Raw genomic sequence first — 17493 nt, forward strand, 5'->3', positions numbered from 1 at the left:
ATTGAGATGAGTGCAAAGAATGATTCAAGGTTACGTCGCGCTCGCCGTGCTCGTGCCCGTATGCGTGATCTGGGAATGAGCCGCTTAAGCGTGCATCGAACGCCCAGGCATATTTACGCACAGATTATTGCCCCAGCTGGTGACAAGGTTCTGGCCAGCGCTTCTACTCTCGATTCAGATCTGCGTAAGAGCGCGACTGGCAATATCACGGCGGCCGCAGCAGTGGGTCAACTGGTTGCGAAGCGTGCCAAGGAAGCGGGCGTTGAGAAGGTGGCCTTCGATCGCGGTGGATACAAGTATCATGGTCGAGTTAAGGCGTTGGCTGATGCCGCTCGTGAGACTGGACTGGAATTCTAGGGTATAGATATGGCTTTTAACGATCAGAAAAAGCAGCAACAGGAAGGCGACCTCCAGGAGAAACTGGTTCAGGTCAACCGTGTGGCCAAAGTGGTCAAGGGTGGCCGGATTTTCAGTTTTACTGCCCTGACAGTGGTCGGAGACGGTAACGGTAAGGTTGGTTTTGGTCGTGGTAAAGCACGCGAGGTTCCGGTTGCCATTCAAAAGGCAATGGAGGCAGCACGCCGTAACATGATTGATGTCGATTTGAACAACGGCACAATCCAGTATGCGGTCAAAGCGAATCACGGTGCTTCGAAAGTCTATATGCAACCGGCATCTGAAGGTACTGGCGTTATCGCTGGTGGCGCGATGCGAGCGGTGTTGGAGATTGCCGGCGTTCACAACGTATTGGCCAAGTGCTACGGCTCGACCAACCCGGTCAATGTGGTAAGAGCGACGTTCAACGGCCTGCGAGAGATGTCCTCGCCAGAGGCTATCGCCGCAAAACGCGGCAAGACTGTCGAAGAAATTCTGAATTAATTAACAGGTTGGCTAGTCATGGCTAAAGCATCAATTAGGGTCACCCAGGTCAAGAGCTCCTACGGTCGCCTGAAAAAACACAGAGCGTGTATCGCGGGGCTAGGTTTGCGCCGTATTGGTCACACCGTTGAGGTTGAAGATACCCCCTCGGTTCGAGGCATGATCAACCGGGTTCATTACCTGGTAAGGGTAGAGGAGTAAGTTATGTCAGACGTTATGCGACTCAATGGTCTGAGTCCTTCCCCGGGTGCCCGAAAAAGCGCCAAGCGTGTAGGTCGAGGTATCGGTAGCGGTACCGGCAAAACCGCAGGACGCGGTCATAAGGGACAGAAGTCTCGTTCCGGCGGCAGTGTACGGCCCGGTTTTGAGGGTGGCCAGATGCCACTGCAGAAACGCTTGCCGAAGTACGGCTTCACCTCGCGTATCGCGCGCACTACTGCGCAGATTCGTTTGGGTGAGCTGAATGCTGTCGAGGGCGATACTATTGATCTGGCTGCACTGAAAAGTGCCGATCTGGTAAAAGACAATGTATTGCGTGCCCGCGTTTTTCTGTCCGGCGAGCTGACTAAAGCCGTGACTGTGAAGGGTCTGGTGGTTACCAAAGGTGCGCGTGAAGCTATTGAAAGCGCCGGCGGGAAAGTAGAGGACTAGATGGCAACCGGACAGGCACCTGCAGTAAACAAGGCCGGCTTGAGCGAGCTTTTTTCGCGGCTGCGTTTTGTGTTGCTGGCCATTCTGGTCTATAGGATCGGCACACATATTCCTGTGCCGGGCATAGATCCCAATCAGTTGGCCGCGCTGTTCAACCAGAACCAGGGAACCATCCTGGGTCTGGCGAATATGTTTTCCGGTGGTGCTCTGGAGAGGATGAGTATCCTCGCTCTGGGTATTATGCCGTACATTTCTGCGTCCATTATCATGCAGTTGATGTCGGCCGTGACGCCGCAGTTGGAGGCGTTGAAGAAAGAGGGCGAATCCGGACGTCGCAAAATCAGTCAATACACGCGCTATCTGACCGTGGTGCTGGCGATTATTCAGGCGACGGGTATGACAGTCGGTATGGCCAATCAGGGTATGTCATATGATACCTCGATTGTGTTTTACGTGATTGCCATTACCTCGCTGGTCACCGGTGCTGTCTTTATGATGTGGCTGGGCGAGCAGATTACTGAGAAGGGCGTGGGTAACGGTATATCCCTGCTGATCTTTGCCGGCATTGTTGCCGGGCTGCCGGCTGCGATAGGCCAGTCGCTGGAGCAGGCCAGACAGGGCGAACTGAATATATTGGTTCTGCTGTTTATCCTGACACTGGCGATCGCAGTGATAGCCATGATCGTGTTCATCGAACGTGGTCAGCGACGTATCACAGTGAATTACGCCAAGCGCCAGCAGGGTCGCAAGATGTATCAGGCCCAGAGCTCGCATCTGCCGTTGAAGGTGAATATGGCCGGGGTTATTCCCGCCATTTTCGCCAGCAGCATATTGCTGTTTCCGGCATCGATTGCGCAGTGGTTCGGCTCCAGCGGATCTGCAGACTGGTTGCAGGATCTGGCAGTGGCTATTGGCCCCGGTCAACCCTTGAACATATTGTTGTTCACTGTGTTTATCGTATTTTTCTGCTTTTTCTACACGGCTTTGATGTTCAACCCGGTAGAAGTGGCAGATAACCTGAAGCGCTCTGGGGCATTCGTGCCCGGGATTCGCCCAGGTGAAAAGACCGCTGATTATATCGACGGTGTCTTGACCCGGTTGACCGTGTTCGGCGCCGCTTATATTGCGTTGGTCTGTTTGATGCCACAGTTTCTGGTTGTCATGTGGAACGTGCCCTTTTATTTGGGCGGCACCTCGCTGCTGATAGTTGTGGTAGTTGTGATGGATTTTATGGCCCAGGTACAGAGTCATTTGATGTCACACCAATACGACTCAGTGATGAAAAAAGCCAATTTGAAGAACTATGGTGGAACAGGGCGGGTCAGGTAGTTTTACCCGGGTTGCCCAAGTAGGAGTAGGTGTTATGAAAGTACGTGCATCAGTAAAGACAATTTGTAGAAACTGTAAGGTAGTGCGACGCAAAGGCGTTGTCCGGGTTATCTGTAAGACAGATCCCAGGCACAAGCAGCGTCAAGGCTAAGGTCAGCCGCTTAACGGTTGATTTTTACTAACGATATCGCTAGACTGCTGCGCCTTTTGCGTACGCCCCGACTGACAGTTAAGTCCAGTCCGGGTTTTGAACAGGGCCGCAGCTACCGCGAAGACACATGATTGGAGAAAGTTGAATGGCTCGTATTGCCGGCGTCAACATACCAGATAACAAGCACACTGTTATCGCATTGACATACATTTATGGTGTGGGTCGCAGTCAGGCCCGCCGCCTTTGCGCAGACACTGGCGTCGGCGAAGCTGTCAAAATCAGCGAGTTGACCGAGCAGGAGATGGATGCTCTTCGCACGCGAGTAGGAGAGATGGTGGTAGAGGGTGACTTGCGTCGCGAACTCTCCATGAATATCAAGCGTTTGATGGATCTGGGCTGTAACCGCGGCCTGCGTCACCGTCGGGGCCTACCCCTGCGTGGACAACGTACCAAGACCAACGCCCGTACCCGTAAAGGTCCGCGCAAGCCGATTCGCAAGTAAGTATTAGATTCTGCGAATCCTTTTTAGTGTAGCTGCACCACAGTGCAGTGTTGATATTAAAGCAGGAAATCAAGTATGGCCAAGCCAGGTGCAAAGAGCACTCGAAAGAAAATTACCAAGACTGTTGTCGACGGTATTGCGCATATTCATGCCTCTTTCAACAACACCATTATCACCATCACCGATCGTCAGGGTAATACTCTGAGTTGGGCGACTTCAGGGGGCTCCGGTTTTCGCGGCTCTCGTAAGAGCACCCCATTTGCGGCGCAGGTAGCTGCGGAGCGAGCTGGTGAGGCAGCCAAAGAGTACGGGCTGAAGAATCTGGATGTGCAGGTCAAGGGCCCAGGACCGGGTCGCGAGTCTGCAGTTCGCGCGCTTAACTCCTGCGGTTACAAAATTAGCAATATTACTGACGTCACACCGATTCCACACAACGGTTGTCGTCCCCCCAAGAAACGTCGCGTATAACGCTCACAGGATAGAATTGACATGGCTCGATATATTGGACCCAAGTGCAAACTCTCCCGTCGTGAAGGAACGGACCTGTTCCTGAAAAGCGGGGTTCGCTCGTTGGAAAGTAAGTGTAAAGCAGAAGCAATCCCTGGTCAGCACGGTGCTCGCAGAGGCCGGCTTTCAGATTATGGTGTGCAGTTGCGTGAAAAGCAGAAGGTTCGTCGTATTTATGGCGTACTGGAGAAGCAATTCCGCAATTACTACAAAGAGGCTGCCCGACTGAAAGGCGCTACAGGTGAAAACCTGCTGCAACTGCTGGAGAGCCGGCTGGACAATGTAGTTTACCGTATGGGTTTTGGTTCAACTCGCTCTGAGTCCCGCCAATTGGTGTCGCACAAATCCATTTTGGTAAATGGCGTAGTTGTTAACATCCCCTCTTATCAGGTGAAGGCCGGAGATGTTGTATCCCTGCGCGAAAAAGCCAAGAAGCAGTTGCGTGTGCAAGCCGCTCTTGCGCTGGCTTCTCACCGCGGTGATTCCGAGTGGATAGACGTTAACAGCGAGAAGTTGGAAGGAGTATTCAAGGCAGTGCCGGATCGTCAGGATCTGTCCTCCGAGATCAACGAAAACTTGATCGTCGAACTTTACTCCAAGTAATCCACCCAAGGATCAACTTACAAGACAGGTGCCCCAATGCAGAGTGCAGTTAACGAATTTTTAACGCCCCGTGTAATCAATGTTGATGAAAAGAACAGCACGCGCTCCCAGGTCACTCTGGAGCCGCTTGAGCGTGGTTTTGGCCACACTCTTGGTAATGCGCTGCGTCGTATATTGCTTTCTTCCATGCCCGGTTGCGCTATCACAGAAGCGGAAATCGATGGTGTGCTGCACGAGTACAGCGCCATCGAAGGTGTTCAGGAAGACGTTATTGAGATTCTTCTGAACCTGAAGGGTGTCGCTCTGGTCATGAGCGGCAAAGAAGAAGCTGAAGTGACCTTGAGCAAAAAGGGTCCTGGCGTGGTAACTGCTGGCGACATACAGGTGGATCACGATATCGAAATCCGCAATCCGGACCACGTTATCTGCCACCTGAACGAAGGTGCGGAGATCAATATGCGATTGACCGTTTCGCTGGGTCGGGGTTACTCGCCTGCCGACTCGCGTATCAATCCGGAAGAAGAAACACGCTCCATCGGTCGTTTGCAGCTGGATGCTTCTTTTTCACCCGTGTACCGGGTCTCCTATGTTGTTGAAGCCGCGCGGGTTGAGCAGCGCACAGACCTCGACAAGCTGGTTCTCGATCTGGAAACCAATGGCACAATCGATCCTGAGGAAGCGATTCGTCGCGCAGCAACCATCCTGCAACAGCAGTTGGCGGTGTTTGTCGACCTCGAAAGTGAGTCAGAGTCCGAGTCTGTTGTGGAAGAGGATGAAGTTGATCCAATCCTGCTGCGCCCTGTTGATGACCTGGAACTGACCGTGCGCTCGGCGAATTGCCTCAAGGCAGAGAATATTTACTACATCGGTGATCTGGTGCAGCGCACAGAGGTCGAGTTGCTGAAAACCCCCAACCTGGGTAAGAAGTCACTCACCGAGATCAAGGATGTTCTGGCCTCACGTGGTTTGTCTCTGGGTATGCGCCTGGATAACTGGCCGCCAGCTAGCCTGAAAAACGATGATCGGGTTCTGAGCGCGTAAGTGCATCCCGAGCAGAAGATAGATAGCAATATAGATAGCAGTGCTCTCAAAGCACAGTAGAAATAGCACCGTAAAATAGGAAAGCAAAAATGCGTCATCGTCACAGTGGACGTCAACTGAATCGCAACAGCTCTCACCGCAAAGCCATGTTTCGCAACATGACGGTATCACTGGTAGAGCACGAGCTGATCAAGACAACTTTGCCCAAGGCGAAGGAACTGCGCAGCTTTGCTGAGCCGTTGATTACGTTGGCCAAGAAAGACAGTGTTGCAAACCGCCGTCTGGCGTTCGACAGAACGCGCGATGATGCGGCTGTAGGCAAGCTGTTCAATGAATTGGGGCCTCGCTACCAGGAGCGTCCTGGCGGTTATATCCGTATTCTCAAGTGCGGCTTCCGCGCCGGTGACAAGGCCCCCATGGCCTATGTTGAACTGGTTGATCGACCCCAGCCTGAGGTTGAGGAAGACGACGAGGATTGATAGCCGGACGTTAAGTGCCTCGCTATAAAACCCCCGACATCGTCGGGGGTTTTTTGCTATATGCCCCCGTCAACTCAAGCTGCCTTCGGGCTATTGCGTTTCTTCAGCATCGGTTTCAGAAACTTTCCTGTATAAGAACCCTTTGTCTTCGCGACATCCTCCGGTGTGCCGCTGGCAATGATGGTACCACCGCCACTGCCACCCTCAGGGCCCAGGTCGACAACCCAGTCAGCCGTCTTGATTACATCAAGATTGTGCTCGATGATAACCACGGTATTGCCGTGATCCCGCAATCGGTGCAATACCTCCAGTAACTGCTTGATATCTTCGAAATGTAAACCGGTGGTAGGCTCATCGAGTATGTAGAGCGTCTTGCCAGTATCGCGCTTTGACAGCTCCCGCGACAGTTTGATCCGCTGGGCCTCACCGCCCGACAGTGTGGTGGCGGCCTGTCCCAGGCGAATATAGGAAAGGCCGACATCCATCAGGGTCTGCAGCTTACGGGCGATGGCAGTCACGGGCTCAAAGAATGGCAGTGCGTCCTCCACAGTCATATCCAGCACTTCATGGATATTCTTGCCCTTGTATCGCACCTCAAGTGTCTCGCGGTTGTACCGGCGCCCTTTACAAATGTCGCAGGGCACATAGATATCGGGCAGAAAGTGCATCTCCACCTTGGTCACGCCATCACCCTGGCAGGCTTCACAGCGCCCGCCTTTCACGTTGAAGCTGAATCGTCCGGGCTTATAGCCTCTGGAGCGCGCTTCCTGGGTGCCCGCGAACAGTTCGCGCACAGGGGTGAAAATGCCGGTGTAGGTGGCGGGGTTGGAGCGTGGAGTGCGCCCGATGGGACTCTGGTCGATATCGATACACTTATCGATCAAATCCATGCCGCTGATGGATTCAAACGGCGCCGGGGTCAGGGTAGAGGCGCCATTCAATTCTGTGGCTGCCAGCGGATAAAGCGTGCCATTGATCAGTGAGGACTTGCCTGAGCCTGAGACACCGGTGATACAGGTGAGTAGGCCCAGAGGGATCTCCAGCGTGACCGATTGCAGGTTGTTGCCGGTCGCGCCGGTCAGGACAAGTTGCCGCTTGGGATCGCGCTTTGTGCGCTGTCGCGGTATGACAATTTCCCGCGCGCCGCTGAGATAGGCGCCGGTGAGTGAGGCCTCACTATTGAGAATGTCGTCAAGCGTGCCCGAGGCAACAACTTGCCCGCCATGGATGCCGGCTCCCGGCCCTATATCAATAATATGGTCGGCACTGCGGATAGCATCCTCGTCGTGCTCTACCACCAGTACGGTGTTCCCCATATCGCGCAAATGGGTGAGGGTCGCCAGCAGGCGCTCGTTATCGCGTTGATGCAGGCCTATCGAGGGTTCGTCGAGAATATACATGACGCCCACTAGCCCGGCGCCGATCTGTGATGCCAGTCGGATGCGCTGCGCTTCACCCCCGGACAGTGTTTCCGCGCTGCGATTCAGGGACAGGTAGTTCAGGCCGACATCCACCAGAAAGCGGTAACGCGCGCGCAGCTCCTTGAGAATCTTGCTGGCAATCTCGCCGAGGCGGCCCTCCAGTTTGAGCTGGTTGAAGTAGACTTCCGCTTCGCCCACCGGCATGGCGGTGATGGAGGGGAGGTCGTAGTTGTCGATAAACACATGGCGCGCGTCGCGGCGCAGGCGGGTGCCTTCGCAGTCGGGGCAGGGCTGGGTGGCCAGGAACTTGGACAGCTCTTCGCGCACAGATTGCGACTCGGTGTCGCGGTAGCGGCGTTCCATATTGGGCAGGATGCCCTCGAACACATGTGTCCGTTTGAAGACATCGCCGCGGTCATTGATATAGGAGAACGCGATTTCCTGTTTACCGCTGCCGTGCAAGATGATCTGCTGGTGTTTTTTGCTCAATTCGTTAAACGGCGTATCGATGTTGAAGCCGTAGTGTTCGGCCAGCGAGGTCAGCATGTGGAAATAATAGACATTGCGTCGGTCCCAGCCGCGAATAGCACCTTCGGCCAGGCTCGACTCCGGGTACAGAATCAGCCGTTCCTCGTCGAAAAATTGCTTAACACCGAGGCCGTCGCAGCCGCTGCACGCTCCCGCCGGGTTGTTGAAGGAAAACATCCGGGGCTCTAACTCGTCGATGCTGTGGCCGCACTCGGGGCAGGCGAAGCGGGCCGAAAAGCTCATTTCCTTGTCCTCTTCATCCATGTAGCTGATCGAGGCCTGCCCGTCGGTCAGCGCAAGGGCTGTCTCGAAGGATTCAGCCAGCCGGATGCCCAGGTCCTTACGGACCTTGAAGCGGTCGACTACCACTTCAATACGATGCTTCTTCTTTTTGTCCAATGCGGGGGCATCGTCGAGGTCTGTGACGATGCCATCGATACGCGCACGCACGAAACCACTGGCGCGCAGCTCCTCTAGTATGTGCAGGTGTTCGCCCTTGCGGTCTCGCACCACCGTCGCAAGGAGCATGAGTTTCGTATCTTCAGGCAGCGCCAGCACCGCGTCCACCATCTGGCTGACGGTCTGGGCCTGCAGGGACAATCCGTGATCCGGGCAGCGCGGCTCGCCTACCCGTGCATAGAGCAGGCGCAGGTAGTCGTATATCTCGGTAATCGTTCCCACGGTTGAGCGGGGGTTGTGCGAGGTGGACTTCTGCTCGATGGAAATGGCCGGTGACAGCCCCTCGATATGATCGACATCGGGCTTCTCCATCAGTGACAGGAATTGTCTTGCGTAGGTGGACAGGGACTCCACGTAGCGCCGCTGACCCTCAGCGTAAAGCGTGTCAAAAGCCAGAGAGGATTTCCCCGACCCGGACAGGCCCGTTACAACAACCAGTTTGTCCCTGGGGATGTCGAGGTCGATGTTCTTGAGATTGTGGGTGCGTGCCCCGCGTACCTGAATGGTGTCCATATGACCTCTGATGCTGCGTCGAAACCGAAACCGAACAGTATATGCCTTTAGTCGCAGGCGTGGCAAAAAGAGGGCTTTTTATTTCATCCGGCATGGCTGTTTGGTGTCCCCAGCGATGCGGAACTGGTAACATTCACCGCTGGCTTTTGCAGCATTTCTGGTGATTAACCCGCAGTGATTACTGAACATCCCATGACAGTGCAGGAGCGACGTTCCGTTGCTTCGCTGGCGCTCTTATACTGTTTCCGCATGCTGGGGCTGTTCATGGTGCTGCCGCTACTGGCCCTCTATGCCGCGGATTTGCCCGGCTCGACGCCCGTGCTGATAGGGCTGGCGCTAGGTACCTATGGCCTGACCCAGGCCCTGCTCCAGATTCCCCTCGGCTGGCTCTCTGACCAGATCGGCCGCAAGCCTGTGATCATTGCGGGGCTGCTGCTTTTCGCACTCGGCAGCGTGATTGCGGCGATCGCCGACAGTATGGGTGGTATTATTTTGGGCCGCACCCTGCAGGGGGCGGGCGCGATAGCCAGTACCGTGCTGGCGCTGGTAGCGGATCTGACGCGCGAAGAGCAACGCACCAAGGCGATGGCCGCAGTGGGGATGAGCATTGGTCTGTCCTTTGCCGTAGCACTGGTGTTAGGGCCGGTCGTGGCGTCGGTCGGGGGCCTACCGCTGGTATTCTGGTTCACGGCACTGCTTGCTTTTGTCGGCATTGCCATCGTCCTGCTGCTGGTGCCTTCAGCACCTGCCATCCCGGCTGAGGACAGCGGAGCAACTGCCAGGCTGGGGTTGATGCGGCGCAGCCTCGGTGATGCCGTGCTGTTGCGGCTCAACTTCGGCGTGTTTGTATTGCACTTCATTTTAACAGCCAGTTTTTTAGTCGTTCCAGGCTTGCTGGAGCAGTCGTTCGGTGTTGGCAGGGACCAGCACTGGATGGTGTATCTGCCGGTGTTGGTGCTATCGCTGGTCGGTATGGTGCCGCTGATGGTTCTGGCGGAGAAAGGCGGGCGGCTACAGCAGGTGTTCCTTCTCGGTATCGCGCTGGTGATCGCCGCCACTGCCGTGCTGGATTTCACCTCAAGCGCTGTGTTGTTTTACGGGGCGCTGTGGCTGTTCTTCGTCGGTTTCAATTATCTTGAGGCCACGCTGCCCTCGCTGCTCAGTAAATCGGTCTCTGCCAAGGGCAAAGGCACGGCAATGGGCGTCTATTCCACCTGTCAGTTTATGGGGGCATTCGCCGGTGGCGCTGGCGGCGGGTGGCTGCTGCAGTACTTCGGCGAGTATGCACTGACCGGGGCCTGTCTTCTGCTCGCCGCGGCCTGGTGGCTGTTGGTATTCCGAGCGCCGGCCCCGGTCGCTGCAGAAAAAATCGCCTCCAGTCCGGTAACGGGTATATAGGGCGGAGCAGCGTTCAGAGATCACTGACAACGTCGTAAATTGCGTGCTCACCAGTTGGCCTCGCCCTGGCAGGATTTGGCGGACAATGGCCGGCTATGTTGTCGCAATTGCACGAGTGGGTTGCTATAGTCGACTCCAAATCCGTATCGAATACGTAGAATTAATGAGGAAAGAATATGGCCACGCGCGGCATCAATAAAGTCATACTGGTAGGTAACCTGGGCAACGATCCGGAAATCCGGTACTCCCAGAGCGGTGCAGCCATTACCAATATTTCCATAGCGACGTCCGAGACATGGAAAGACAAGCAGACAGGCCAGCCGCAGGAGCGCACGGAGTGGCACCGGGTGGTGTTTTTCAATCGCCTGGCCGAAATTGCCGGAGAGTATTTGCGCAAGGGCTCCAAGGTGTATGTGGAAGGCAGCCTGCGCACGCGGAAGTGGCAGGATAAGGAGGGCCAGGATCGCTACACCACCGAGATAGTGGGCAATGAAATGCAGATGCTCGATAGCCGTGGTGCCGGGCAGGGCGGTGGCCAACCCGACTATGGTGAGCCGCAGCGGGCGCCGCAGGGTGGCGGTGGCCAGCCCGGTTATGGCGGCGCTCCCCAGGGCGGAGCTCCGCGGCCCGCAGCCCAGCCCGCAGGCGCCCCAGCCCCTGCTGATTACGGCAACTTCGATGACGACATCCCTTTTTGACAGCGTATTTGCCAGTAGTTGGGGTCGCCCGGTCGATTAGGTGTAACAGTTAAGGTGCGCGTACTTTTATTGGGTTCTGATACGCCTCTGGGCATGGCGCTGCTGCAGCGCCAGGCGCTACAGGGGCGTCATGAAATGGTACCGATGAGTCGGTCGGCCTGTCGCTGGAAAAGCGAACGGCAGGCGAAAAAAGGCGTCACTCGAGCCAAAAGCGATATTGTAGTGGATGTGCGGATTGAGGCCGCCGGTGACGGCGGTATCCAGATTCAGGAGCTGGATATTCAGCGCTGCCACTGGGTGGCAAAAAGCTGTCAGCGCACCGCCACGCCCTATCTGTATGTTTCCAGTTCACGCGTGTTTTCCGGGCAGTTGGACCGACCCTACACTGAGCAGGACCTTCCGGATAACGAGGAAAACGTGGGTGAATTGCTGGCGCGCGCAGAGCGTACCGTGGCCGAAGCCTGTGATCATCACCTCATCCTGCGCTTTGGCCCGATCTTCTCGGATGAGGGCACCAACCTCATCACCCAGATGTTGGGGCCGCTGCGGGAGGGTGATAGCCTGATTCTGGACAACAACCTGCGCGGCTCGCCGGTGGCCGCCGATGATGGCGCGCGGGTGATACTGGCGCTGTTGGACCAGCTGGGTACCGGGTTGCAGCCCTGGGGTGTTTATAACTACGGTAGTTCCGACACGGCCACTTACTATGAGTTCGCCGAGGCGCTGCTGGCGGCGGCTTCGCAGTTTTCTGAATTCAGCGCTTCGGCGGTGCAGCTGGAGCGTGAGCCCGAGGGTTTGCCGCCCCTGAGCCGGACACTCGACTGCACCAAAATTCGCAATACCTTCGCTATCAGGCAGGTTCCCTGGCGCAGTGCGATTGGCGATTTGGTGAAACATTATTACGACGTAAAGCAGGAGGAGTCCAAGGGTGGCTAGCGCAGAAGACCTGGGTGCCGTGCATTTATCGATAGCCGTATTAACGGTGTCTGATACCCGTACCGGTGAGAACGATACCTCCGGTGACTATCTGGCAGAGGCGCTGCAGGAGCAGGGTCACCGCACTGCCGCGCGCGCAATTGTTCGCGATGATATTTACCAGATACGCGCTGTGCTGTCGGCGTGGATAGCCGATGCAGATATTGACGTAGTGCTGGTGACTGGCGGTACTGGTTTCTCCGGCCGCGACTCCACGCCGGAGGCGGTTCAGCCCTTGTTTGATAAGGAAGTCGATGGCTTCGGTGAGGTGTTCCGAGCTCTCTCATTCGACGAGATTGGGTCTTCCACCATTCAATCGCGGGCCGTGGCTGGCTTTGCGAACGATACGGTCATCTTCTGTATGCCGGGTTCTACAGGCGCCTGTAAAACAGCGTGGAATGGCATTATCCGGGAGCAGTTGGACAGTCGCCACAAGCCCTGCAATTTTGTCGGTGTGCTGGGGGTGAGGGACGCGCACAAGTGAGTGCTTTAATGCCACTTGCCGACGCGCTGGCTCGTGTGCTGGCGCTGGCTAGCCCAGTATCCGAAACCATTGAGGTACCATTGCTGGATGCGCTGGGGCGGGTACTGGCCAAAGATGTAGTCTCAACACTGGATGTTCCGCCGTTAGACAACAGTGCGATGGACGGCTACGCACTGCGCGCCTGTGACGCCGGCAGGCCCCTGCCTGTCAGCCAGCGTATCCCAGCCGGCGCGGTGGGCGAACCACTGGCACCGCTTACGGCTGCGCGCATCTTTACGGGCGCACCTGTTCCCGAGGGTGCTGACGCGGTGGTGATGCAGGAGAACTGTACACTATCGTCCGAAGAGGTGGCGGTCTCGGGTGCGGTCGAGGTCGGACAGAATATTCGTCCGCGCGGCCAGGATATTGCTGCCGGTGAAACTGTCCTGTTCAGCGGGCGTGTGCTGCGCCCCCAGGACATGGGGTTGCTGGCCTCCGTCGGGCGCAATAGTGTGCTTGTCTACCGTCCGCTGCGGGTTGCAGTGCTCTCAACGGGTGACGAACTGGTTGAGCCAGGTAGTGCAGAATTGCCCCCGGGCGCTATCTACAATTCCAATCGCTACACGCTGGCCGGTTTGCTACGTGCGCTCAATCTGGAGCTCGTTGACTGCGGAATTGTTGCGGATACGCCCGAGGAGACCGCGCAGGCATTGCAGGGTGCCGCTGCACGTGCCGACTGTGTCATTACCACTGGCGGGGTGTCTGTGGGCGAGGAGGATCACGTCCGGAGTCAGGTGCAGCGGCTCGGTCAACTAGACCTGTGGAAGCTTGCGATCAAACCGGGGAAGCCATTGGCCTTCGGTCGTATTGGAGAAACGCCCTTTATCGGATTGCCAGGCAACCCAACGTCGGTATTTGTCACTTTTTGTCTGGTTGCCAGACCCTTTCTGTTAAAGCTGCAGGGGGTTGCCGAAGTAGGGCTGCCGCGCCTGCAGGCCCGCGCAGATTTCTCTGTACCCCGGCCCGGGACGCGGCAGGACTATCTACGGGTGACATTGGAAAATACAGCGCGGGGCCTGCAGGCCTCGCGATACTCCAACCAGAGCTCGGGTGTCCTCAGTTCGGTCAGTCACAGCAATGCGTTGGCCGTGATCCCGGTTGGTGCCACGGTGACGCGTGGCGATATGGTGGAAGTTATGCTGCTGGACCTGGCCGCAGGTTGAGCGTGCCGCCGGCAGCGTCGCGGTGGATCAGTCGACGTATTTTTGAAACACCAGCGATGCGTTAGTACCGCCAAAACCGAAGCTGTTGGACATGACCCGCTGCAGGTCAACACCGTCGTGACGCTCCATCGCTATAGGCAGCCCGGTGGCTTCCGGATCCAGTTCTTCGATATTGGCCGAAGCGGCGATAAAGCCGCGCTGTTGCATCAGCAGCGAGTAGATCGCTTCCTGCACACCCGCCGCGCCCAGTGAATGGCCGGACAGGGACTTGGTCGAACCGATTACCGGGATATCTGTCTGTCCCTCGTAAACTGCCCGGATGGCCTTTAACTCCTGGATATCACCGGCGGGTGTACTGGTGCCGTGTGCGTTGATGTAGTTCACCGGACCGTCGACGGTGCTCAGCGCCTGCTGCATGCAGCGCACCGCGCCTTCGCCCGACGGTGCGACCATATCGTAGCCGTCAGAGGTGGCACCGTAGCCCACCAGTTCGGCGTAGATTTTCGCGCCGCGGGCTCTGGCATGTTCCAACTCCTCAACCACCAGCATGCCGCCGCCGCCGGCAATCACGAAGCCGTCGCGGTTTGCATCGTAGGCGCGCGAGGCCTGTTCCGGCGAGTCGTTATATTTCGTGGAGAGTGCACCCATGGCGTCAAATAGACAGCTTAGCGTCCAGTGTAATTCTTCACCACCGCCGGCGAACACCACATCCTGCTTGCCCAGTTGAATCTGCTCCATCGCGTTGCCGATACAGTGGGCGCTGGTGGAGCAGGCGGAAGAAATGGAGTAGTTCACGCCTTTGATTTTGAACGGGGTGGCCAGGCACGCCGATACTGTACTGCCCATGGTCTGTGTGACCCGATAGGGACCGACGCGACGCAGGCCCCGTTCACGCAGTATGTCGGATGCCTCAGTCTGGCTGGACGAGGAGGCGCCGCCGGATCCGGCGATAATCCCGGTGCGGACGTTGGAGACCATCTCCGGTGTGAGCCCGGAATCATCGATCGCCTGCTGCATGGAGATGTAGGCATAAGCCGCCGCATGGCCCATAAAGCGCAGTTGTTTGCGGTCTATTTGTGCGGCGATATCAATATCAGGCGAGCCGGATATATGTGAGCGCATGCCGACATCAATCTGCTCCTGGCTTTGGCTGATGCCAGAGCGGCCCTCAAAAAGGGCTGCAGCGACGCTGTCCGCGTCGTTGCCCAGACAAGAGACAATACCCAGTCCTGTGATGACTACTCTTTTACCCATAGAGTTAGAAAGACTCCGTTGATTTAAAAAGGCCGACTCTCAGGTCTTTTGCGGTATAGATCTCGGTGCCGTCCACAGAAAGACCACCATCGGCTATTCCCATAATCAGTTTGCGTTCGATGACGCGCCTGATATTAATGTTATAGACAATTTTGCTGGCGCTGGGCAGTATCTGCCCGCTGAATTTTACCTCGCCACAGCCCAGTGCGCGACCACGCCCTGGATTGCCCCGCCAACCCAGGAAGAAACCTACGAGCTGCCACATAGCGTCCAGCCCCAGGCAGCCTGGCATCACCGGATCGCCGGGAAAGTGGCATTCGAAAAACCACAGATCTGGATTGATATCCAGTTCTGCAATGATCTCGCCTTTGCCATAACCTCCGCCCTCAGAGCTGATGTGTGCGATGCGGTCAATCATAAGCATGCCGTCGGTCGGCAATTGGGCATTGCCAGGCCCGAAGAGCTCACCCTTGCCACATGCGATGAGTTCGTCTTTGGAGTAGGAAGGTTTGCCGGTCATAGAGGTTCCAGAGTGGATTGGATTAGGGCGTTGCTTGAGTCGCACACCGGGTGGCGACACAAACTGATTTCTCGCCCTGAGCATGGGGAAAATCGGTGATGCGCTGTATTCTAATACCTGAGAGACACAAGTCCAGTGGTTTGAACCAAATCGCGGGTCGGCTGCAGCGGAGGCGGTGAGGCCTAACGTAAGTCGCCTGTCATTAGGCTGTCATTTGCAGTAGGTATAGATAGGCCCCGCAGTGCGAAGATTTAAGTGTTGCGCGTATACAGCCCCATTATTTTTGCAAATGCGCCATTTCGGGGCGAACAGTGCGCCGTCTCACGTTTTGGGCGGATTGAAAATGGCTTTTGCTGGCCAAGGTTATCGCCTTCCGATAACATGCAAAGAGTGTGCGCACCCAGTGGGGAGAGGTGCAAAATACTAACAACAGCGCAAGCGATTAGGGCGAGCTCAAGGGATTCAGATGTTAACACCAGTACTTCTATCCGGGGGCGTCGGCAGCCGTCTATGGCCCGTTTCTCGGGAGACACACCCGAAACAGTTTTTGCCTCTGGTCGGCGAGATCACCATGCTGCAGGAAACCTTGCGGCGCACAGTGGGCCTTGAGGCCGCGCCTCCTCTGGTGGTGTGCAATGAAGAACACCGCTTTATGGTGGCGGAACAACTGCGACAGTTGGATGTGCAGTCCGGCGCATTGATTCTCGAGCCGCAAGGCCGCAATACGGCACCCGCAGTAGCGCTGGCTGCACTGCACGCTGTCACTGCTGATCCGGAGGCTGTTTTGCTGGTGTTGCCAGCCGATCACCTGATCAAGGATGTCGATGCATTTGTGTCATCAGTAGGCAAGGCGTTGCCAATGGCTTCCGAGGGGCGACTGATGACATTCGGCGTAGTTCCAACCGCTCCCGAAACCGGGTATGGCTATATCAAGTGTGGCTCAGCGCTTGGAGAAGATCTCTATAAACTTGAGCGTTTTGTCGAGAAGCCTGATGTTGCCACTGCACAGGAATACCTGGATAACGGCGGCTATCTTTGGAATAGCGGTATGTTCCTTTTGCGCGCACAGAGCTATCTGGACGAGTTGCAAGCGCTGGCCCCTGATATGCTGGAGTGTTGCCAGCTGGCGATGGCAGAGTCCACTGTCGATACGGCTTTCGTCCGTCCCCAGGCAGAGGCTTTTATGCGCTGTCCGAGTGACAGCATTGACTATGCCGTGATGGAAAAAACCAGTGCCGGCGGTGTCGTTTCGCTGGATTGTGGTTGGAGCGATGTCGGTGCGTGGTCGGCGCTTTGGGAGGTTGCAGAGCGCGATGCCAAGGGCAATGTACTTCGCGGTGATGTCATAGCGGATAATTGTAGCGGCAGCTATTTTCGCAGTGATTCGCGCCTTATTGCGGCCACCGGCGTGAATGATCTTGTGGTGGTAGAGACCACCGATGCAATACTCGTGGCCGATCGTGAAAAAGTTCAGGATGTGAAAAACATCGTGAATCAGCTGAAGAAGCAGCAGCGCACCGAGGCATCCCTGCATCGACGTGTAGATCGCCCTTGGGGTTCCTACGAGTCACTGGTTTCGTCAGATCGGTTTCAGGTAAAGCGTATCGTTGTCGGACCGGGGCAGCGCCTGTCACTGCAGATGCACCATCACCGCGCAGAGCACTGGATTGTCGTCAAAGGTACGGCTGAGGTGACCTGTGAGGACAAGGTGTTCATGCTGGCGGAGGATGAATCGACCTATATTCCGCTGGGCCATAAACACCGTCTGGCAAATCCGGGGCATATACCCTTGGAAATTATTGAAGTGCAGTCTGGCGCCTATCTGGGTGAGGACGACATCGTGCGCTTTGAAGACGTATACGGCCGCGACAAGTGATGATTCTGCGGTATGGAGAGATA

20 protein-coding genes are annotated in these 17493 nt (G+C 56.3%); 17 read left to right on the plus strand and 3 right to left on the minus strand.

Annotated features, from left to right (window positions below):
• Positions 1-6: 6 nt before the first annotated feature.
• The 11 genes from rplR to rplQ all read left to right on the plus strand — a co-directional run bounded on the left by rplR (position 7) and on the right by rplQ (position 6142).
• A complete protein-coding gene (gene rplR / locus AC0L6S_RS21710) occupies positions 7-357 on the plus strand; it encodes a 50S ribosomal protein L18 (RefSeq protein WP_473426190.1) in 351 nt (116 codons plus the stop codon).
• Positions 358-366: 9 nt separating this feature from the next.
• A complete protein-coding gene (rpsE, locus tag AC0L6S_RS21715) occupies positions 367-879 on the plus strand; it encodes a 30S ribosomal protein S5 (protein ID WP_473426191.1) in 513 nt (170 codons plus the stop codon).
• Between the two features lie 18 nt (positions 880-897).
• On the plus strand, positions 898-1080 hold the full coding sequence (rpmD, locus tag AC0L6S_RS21720; protein WP_473426192.1) for a 50S ribosomal protein L30: 183 nt from the start codon (positions 898-900) through the stop codon (positions 1078-1080).
• Positions 1081-1095: 15 nt separating this feature from the next.
• Positions 1096-1530 (plus strand): 50S ribosomal protein L15, encoded by a 435-nt coding sequence (rplO, locus tag AC0L6S_RS21725; protein ID WP_473428674.1) that lies wholly within the window; start codon positions 1096-1098, stop codon positions 1528-1530.
• Positions 1531-2859: a preprotein translocase subunit SecY gene (gene secY / locus AC0L6S_RS21730; RefSeq protein ID WP_473426193.1), complete on the plus strand. Its 1329-nt coding sequence runs from the start codon at positions 1531-1533 to the stop codon at positions 2857-2859.
• Between the two features lie 34 nt (positions 2860-2893).
• Positions 2894-3010 (plus strand): 50S ribosomal protein L36, encoded by a 117-nt coding sequence (rpmJ, locus tag AC0L6S_RS21735; protein ID WP_159171171.1) that lies wholly within the window; start codon positions 2894-2896, stop codon positions 3008-3010.
• A gap of 145 nt (positions 3011-3155) precedes the next feature.
• Positions 3156-3512 (plus strand): 30S ribosomal protein S13, encoded by a 357-nt coding sequence (gene rpsM / locus AC0L6S_RS21740; RefSeq protein ID WP_473426194.1) that lies wholly within the window; start codon positions 3156-3158, stop codon positions 3510-3512.
• 75 nt (positions 3513-3587) lie between these two features.
• Positions 3588-3980, plus strand: coding sequence for a 30S ribosomal protein S11 (gene rpsK / locus AC0L6S_RS21745; RefSeq protein ID WP_473426195.1), 393 nt, complete (start codon positions 3588-3590; stop codon positions 3978-3980).
• 21 nt (positions 3981-4001) lie between these two features.
• Complete coding sequence (rpsD, locus tag AC0L6S_RS21750) at positions 4002-4622, plus strand: 30S ribosomal protein S4 (RefSeq protein ID WP_159171174.1); 621 nt, start codon at positions 4002-4004, stop codon at positions 4620-4622.
• A gap of 36 nt (positions 4623-4658) precedes the next feature.
• Positions 4659-5663: a DNA-directed RNA polymerase subunit alpha gene (locus AC0L6S_RS21755; RefSeq protein WP_473426196.1), complete on the plus strand. Its 1005-nt coding sequence runs from the start codon at positions 4659-4661 to the stop codon at positions 5661-5663.
• Positions 5664-5752: 89 nt separating this feature from the next.
• A complete protein-coding gene (rplQ, locus tag AC0L6S_RS21760) occupies positions 5753-6142 on the plus strand; it encodes a 50S ribosomal protein L17 (RefSeq protein ID WP_473426197.1) in 390 nt (129 codons plus the stop codon).
• A gap of 74 nt (positions 6143-6216) precedes the next feature.
• On the opposite strand, the gene uvrA is transcribed toward rplQ, so the two are convergent.
• Positions 6217-9063 (minus strand): excinuclease ABC subunit UvrA, encoded by a 2847-nt coding sequence (gene uvrA, locus AC0L6S_RS21765; RefSeq protein ID WP_473426198.1) that lies wholly within the window; start codon positions 9061-9063, stop codon positions 6217-6219.
• Positions 9064-9237: 174 nt separating this feature from the next.
• On the opposite strand from uvrA, the gene AC0L6S_RS21770 reads away from it, so the two are divergent.
• From AC0L6S_RS21770 to AC0L6S_RS21790, 5 genes are all read left to right on the plus strand, one after another.
• Entirely contained in the window at positions 9238-10461 is a 1224-nt protein-coding gene (locus AC0L6S_RS21770) for an MFS transporter (RefSeq protein WP_473426199.1), read from the plus strand.
• 176 nt (positions 10462-10637) lie between these two features.
• Positions 10638-11159 carry a single-stranded DNA-binding protein gene (gene ssb, locus AC0L6S_RS21775; protein ID WP_473426200.1) on the plus strand — a complete coding sequence of 174 codons (522 nt, stop codon included), beginning with the start codon at positions 10638-10640 and terminating at the stop codon, positions 11157-11159.
• A gap of 54 nt (positions 11160-11213) precedes the next feature.
• The gene (locus tag AC0L6S_RS21780) at positions 11214-12095 is read left to right on the plus strand and encodes an SDR family oxidoreductase (protein WP_473426201.1); all 882 of its coding nucleotides are present in this window, start codon (positions 11214-11216) and stop codon (positions 12093-12095) included.
• Complete coding sequence (gene moaB, locus AC0L6S_RS21785) at positions 12088-12618, plus strand: molybdenum cofactor biosynthesis protein B (protein ID WP_473426202.1); 531 nt, start codon at positions 12088-12090, stop codon at positions 12616-12618. The genes AC0L6S_RS21780 and moaB overlap by 8 nt, the downstream gene beginning before the upstream one ends.
• An 8-nt stretch (positions 12619-12626) precedes the next feature.
• Positions 12627-13820, plus strand: a complete 1194-nt coding sequence (locus tag AC0L6S_RS21790; RefSeq protein ID WP_473426204.1) for a molybdopterin molybdotransferase MoeA — start codon at positions 12627-12629, stop codon at positions 13818-13820.
• A 27-nt stretch (positions 13821-13847) separates the two neighbouring features.
• Here AC0L6S_RS21790 and fabB read toward each other — a convergent pair whose 3' ends face one another.
• The gene (gene fabB, locus AC0L6S_RS21795) at positions 13848-15074 is read right to left on the minus strand and encodes a beta-ketoacyl-ACP synthase I (RefSeq protein WP_473426205.1); all 1227 of its coding nucleotides are present in this window, start codon (positions 15072-15074) and stop codon (positions 13848-13850) included.
• Between the two features lie 4 nt (positions 15075-15078).
• Complete coding sequence (fabA, locus tag AC0L6S_RS21800) at positions 15079-15594, minus strand: 3-hydroxyacyl-[acyl-carrier-protein] dehydratase FabA (protein ID WP_473426206.1); 516 nt, start codon at positions 15592-15594, stop codon at positions 15079-15081.
• A 466-nt stretch (positions 15595-16060) separates the two neighbouring features.
• On the opposite strand from fabA, the gene AC0L6S_RS21805 reads away from it, so the two are divergent.
• On the plus strand, positions 16061-17470 hold the full coding sequence (locus AC0L6S_RS21805; protein ID WP_473426207.1) for a mannose-1-phosphate guanylyltransferase/mannose-6-phosphate isomerase: 1410 nt from the start codon (positions 16061-16063) through the stop codon (positions 17468-17470).
• The last annotated feature ends 23 nt before the right edge of the window (positions 17471-17493 follow it).

The organism is Halioglobus sp. D3-4, from assembly GCF_055809315.1.

Excerpts from the sequence above, each read along its gene's own strand:
- rplR (WP_473426190.1), top strand. The coding sequence starts at position 7 with ATGAGTGCAAAGAATGATTCAAGGTTACGTCGCGCTCGCCGTGCTCGT.
- rpsE (WP_473426191.1), top strand. The coding sequence starts at position 367 with ATGGCTTTTAACGATCAGAAAAAGCAGCAACAGGAAGGCGACCTCCAG.
- rpmD (WP_473426192.1), top strand. The coding sequence starts at position 898 with ATGGCTAAAGCATCAATTAGGGTCACCCAGGTCAAGAGCTCCTACGGT.
- rplO (WP_473428674.1), top strand. The coding sequence starts at position 1,096 with ATGCGACTCAATGGTCTGAGTCCTTCCCCGGGTGCCCGAAAAAGCGCC.
- secY (WP_473426193.1), top strand. The coding sequence starts at position 1,531 with ATGGCAACCGGACAGGCACCTGCAGTAAACAAGGCCGGCTTGAGCGAG.
- rpmJ (WP_159171171.1), top strand. The coding sequence starts at position 2,894 with ATGAAAGTACGTGCATCAGTAAAGACAATTTGTAGAAACTGTAAGGTA.
- rpsM (WP_473426194.1), top strand. The coding sequence starts at position 3,156 with ATGGCTCGTATTGCCGGCGTCAACATACCAGATAACAAGCACACTGTT.
- rpsK (WP_473426195.1), top strand. The coding sequence starts at position 3,588 with ATGGCCAAGCCAGGTGCAAAGAGCACTCGAAAGAAAATTACCAAGACT.
- rpsD (WP_159171174.1), top strand. The coding sequence starts at position 4,002 with ATGGCTCGATATATTGGACCCAAGTGCAAACTCTCCCGTCGTGAAGGA.
- AC0L6S_RS21755 (WP_473426196.1), top strand. The coding sequence starts at position 4,659 with ATGCAGAGTGCAGTTAACGAATTTTTAACGCCCCGTGTAATCAATGTT.
- rplQ (WP_473426197.1), top strand. The coding sequence starts at position 5,753 with ATGCGTCATCGTCACAGTGGACGTCAACTGAATCGCAACAGCTCTCAC.
- uvrA (WP_473426198.1), bottom strand. The coding sequence starts at position 9,063 with ATGGACACCATTCAGGTACGCGGGGCACGCACCCACAATCTCAAGAAC.
- ssb (WP_473426200.1), top strand. The coding sequence starts at position 10,638 with ATGGCCACGCGCGGCATCAATAAAGTCATACTGGTAGGTAACCTGGGC.
- AC0L6S_RS21790 (WP_473426204.1), top strand. The coding sequence starts at position 12,627 with ATGCCACTTGCCGACGCGCTGGCTCGTGTGCTGGCGCTGGCTAGCCCA.
- fabB (WP_473426205.1), bottom strand. The coding sequence starts at position 15,074 with ATGGGTAAAAGAGTAGTCATCACAGGACTGGGTATTGTCTCTTGTCTG.
- fabA (WP_473426206.1), bottom strand. The coding sequence starts at position 15,594 with ATGACCGGCAAACCTTCCTACTCCAAAGACGAACTCATCGCATGTGGC.
- AC0L6S_RS21805 (WP_473426207.1), top strand. The coding sequence starts at position 16,061 with ATGTTAACACCAGTACTTCTATCCGGGGGCGTCGGCAGCCGTCTATGG.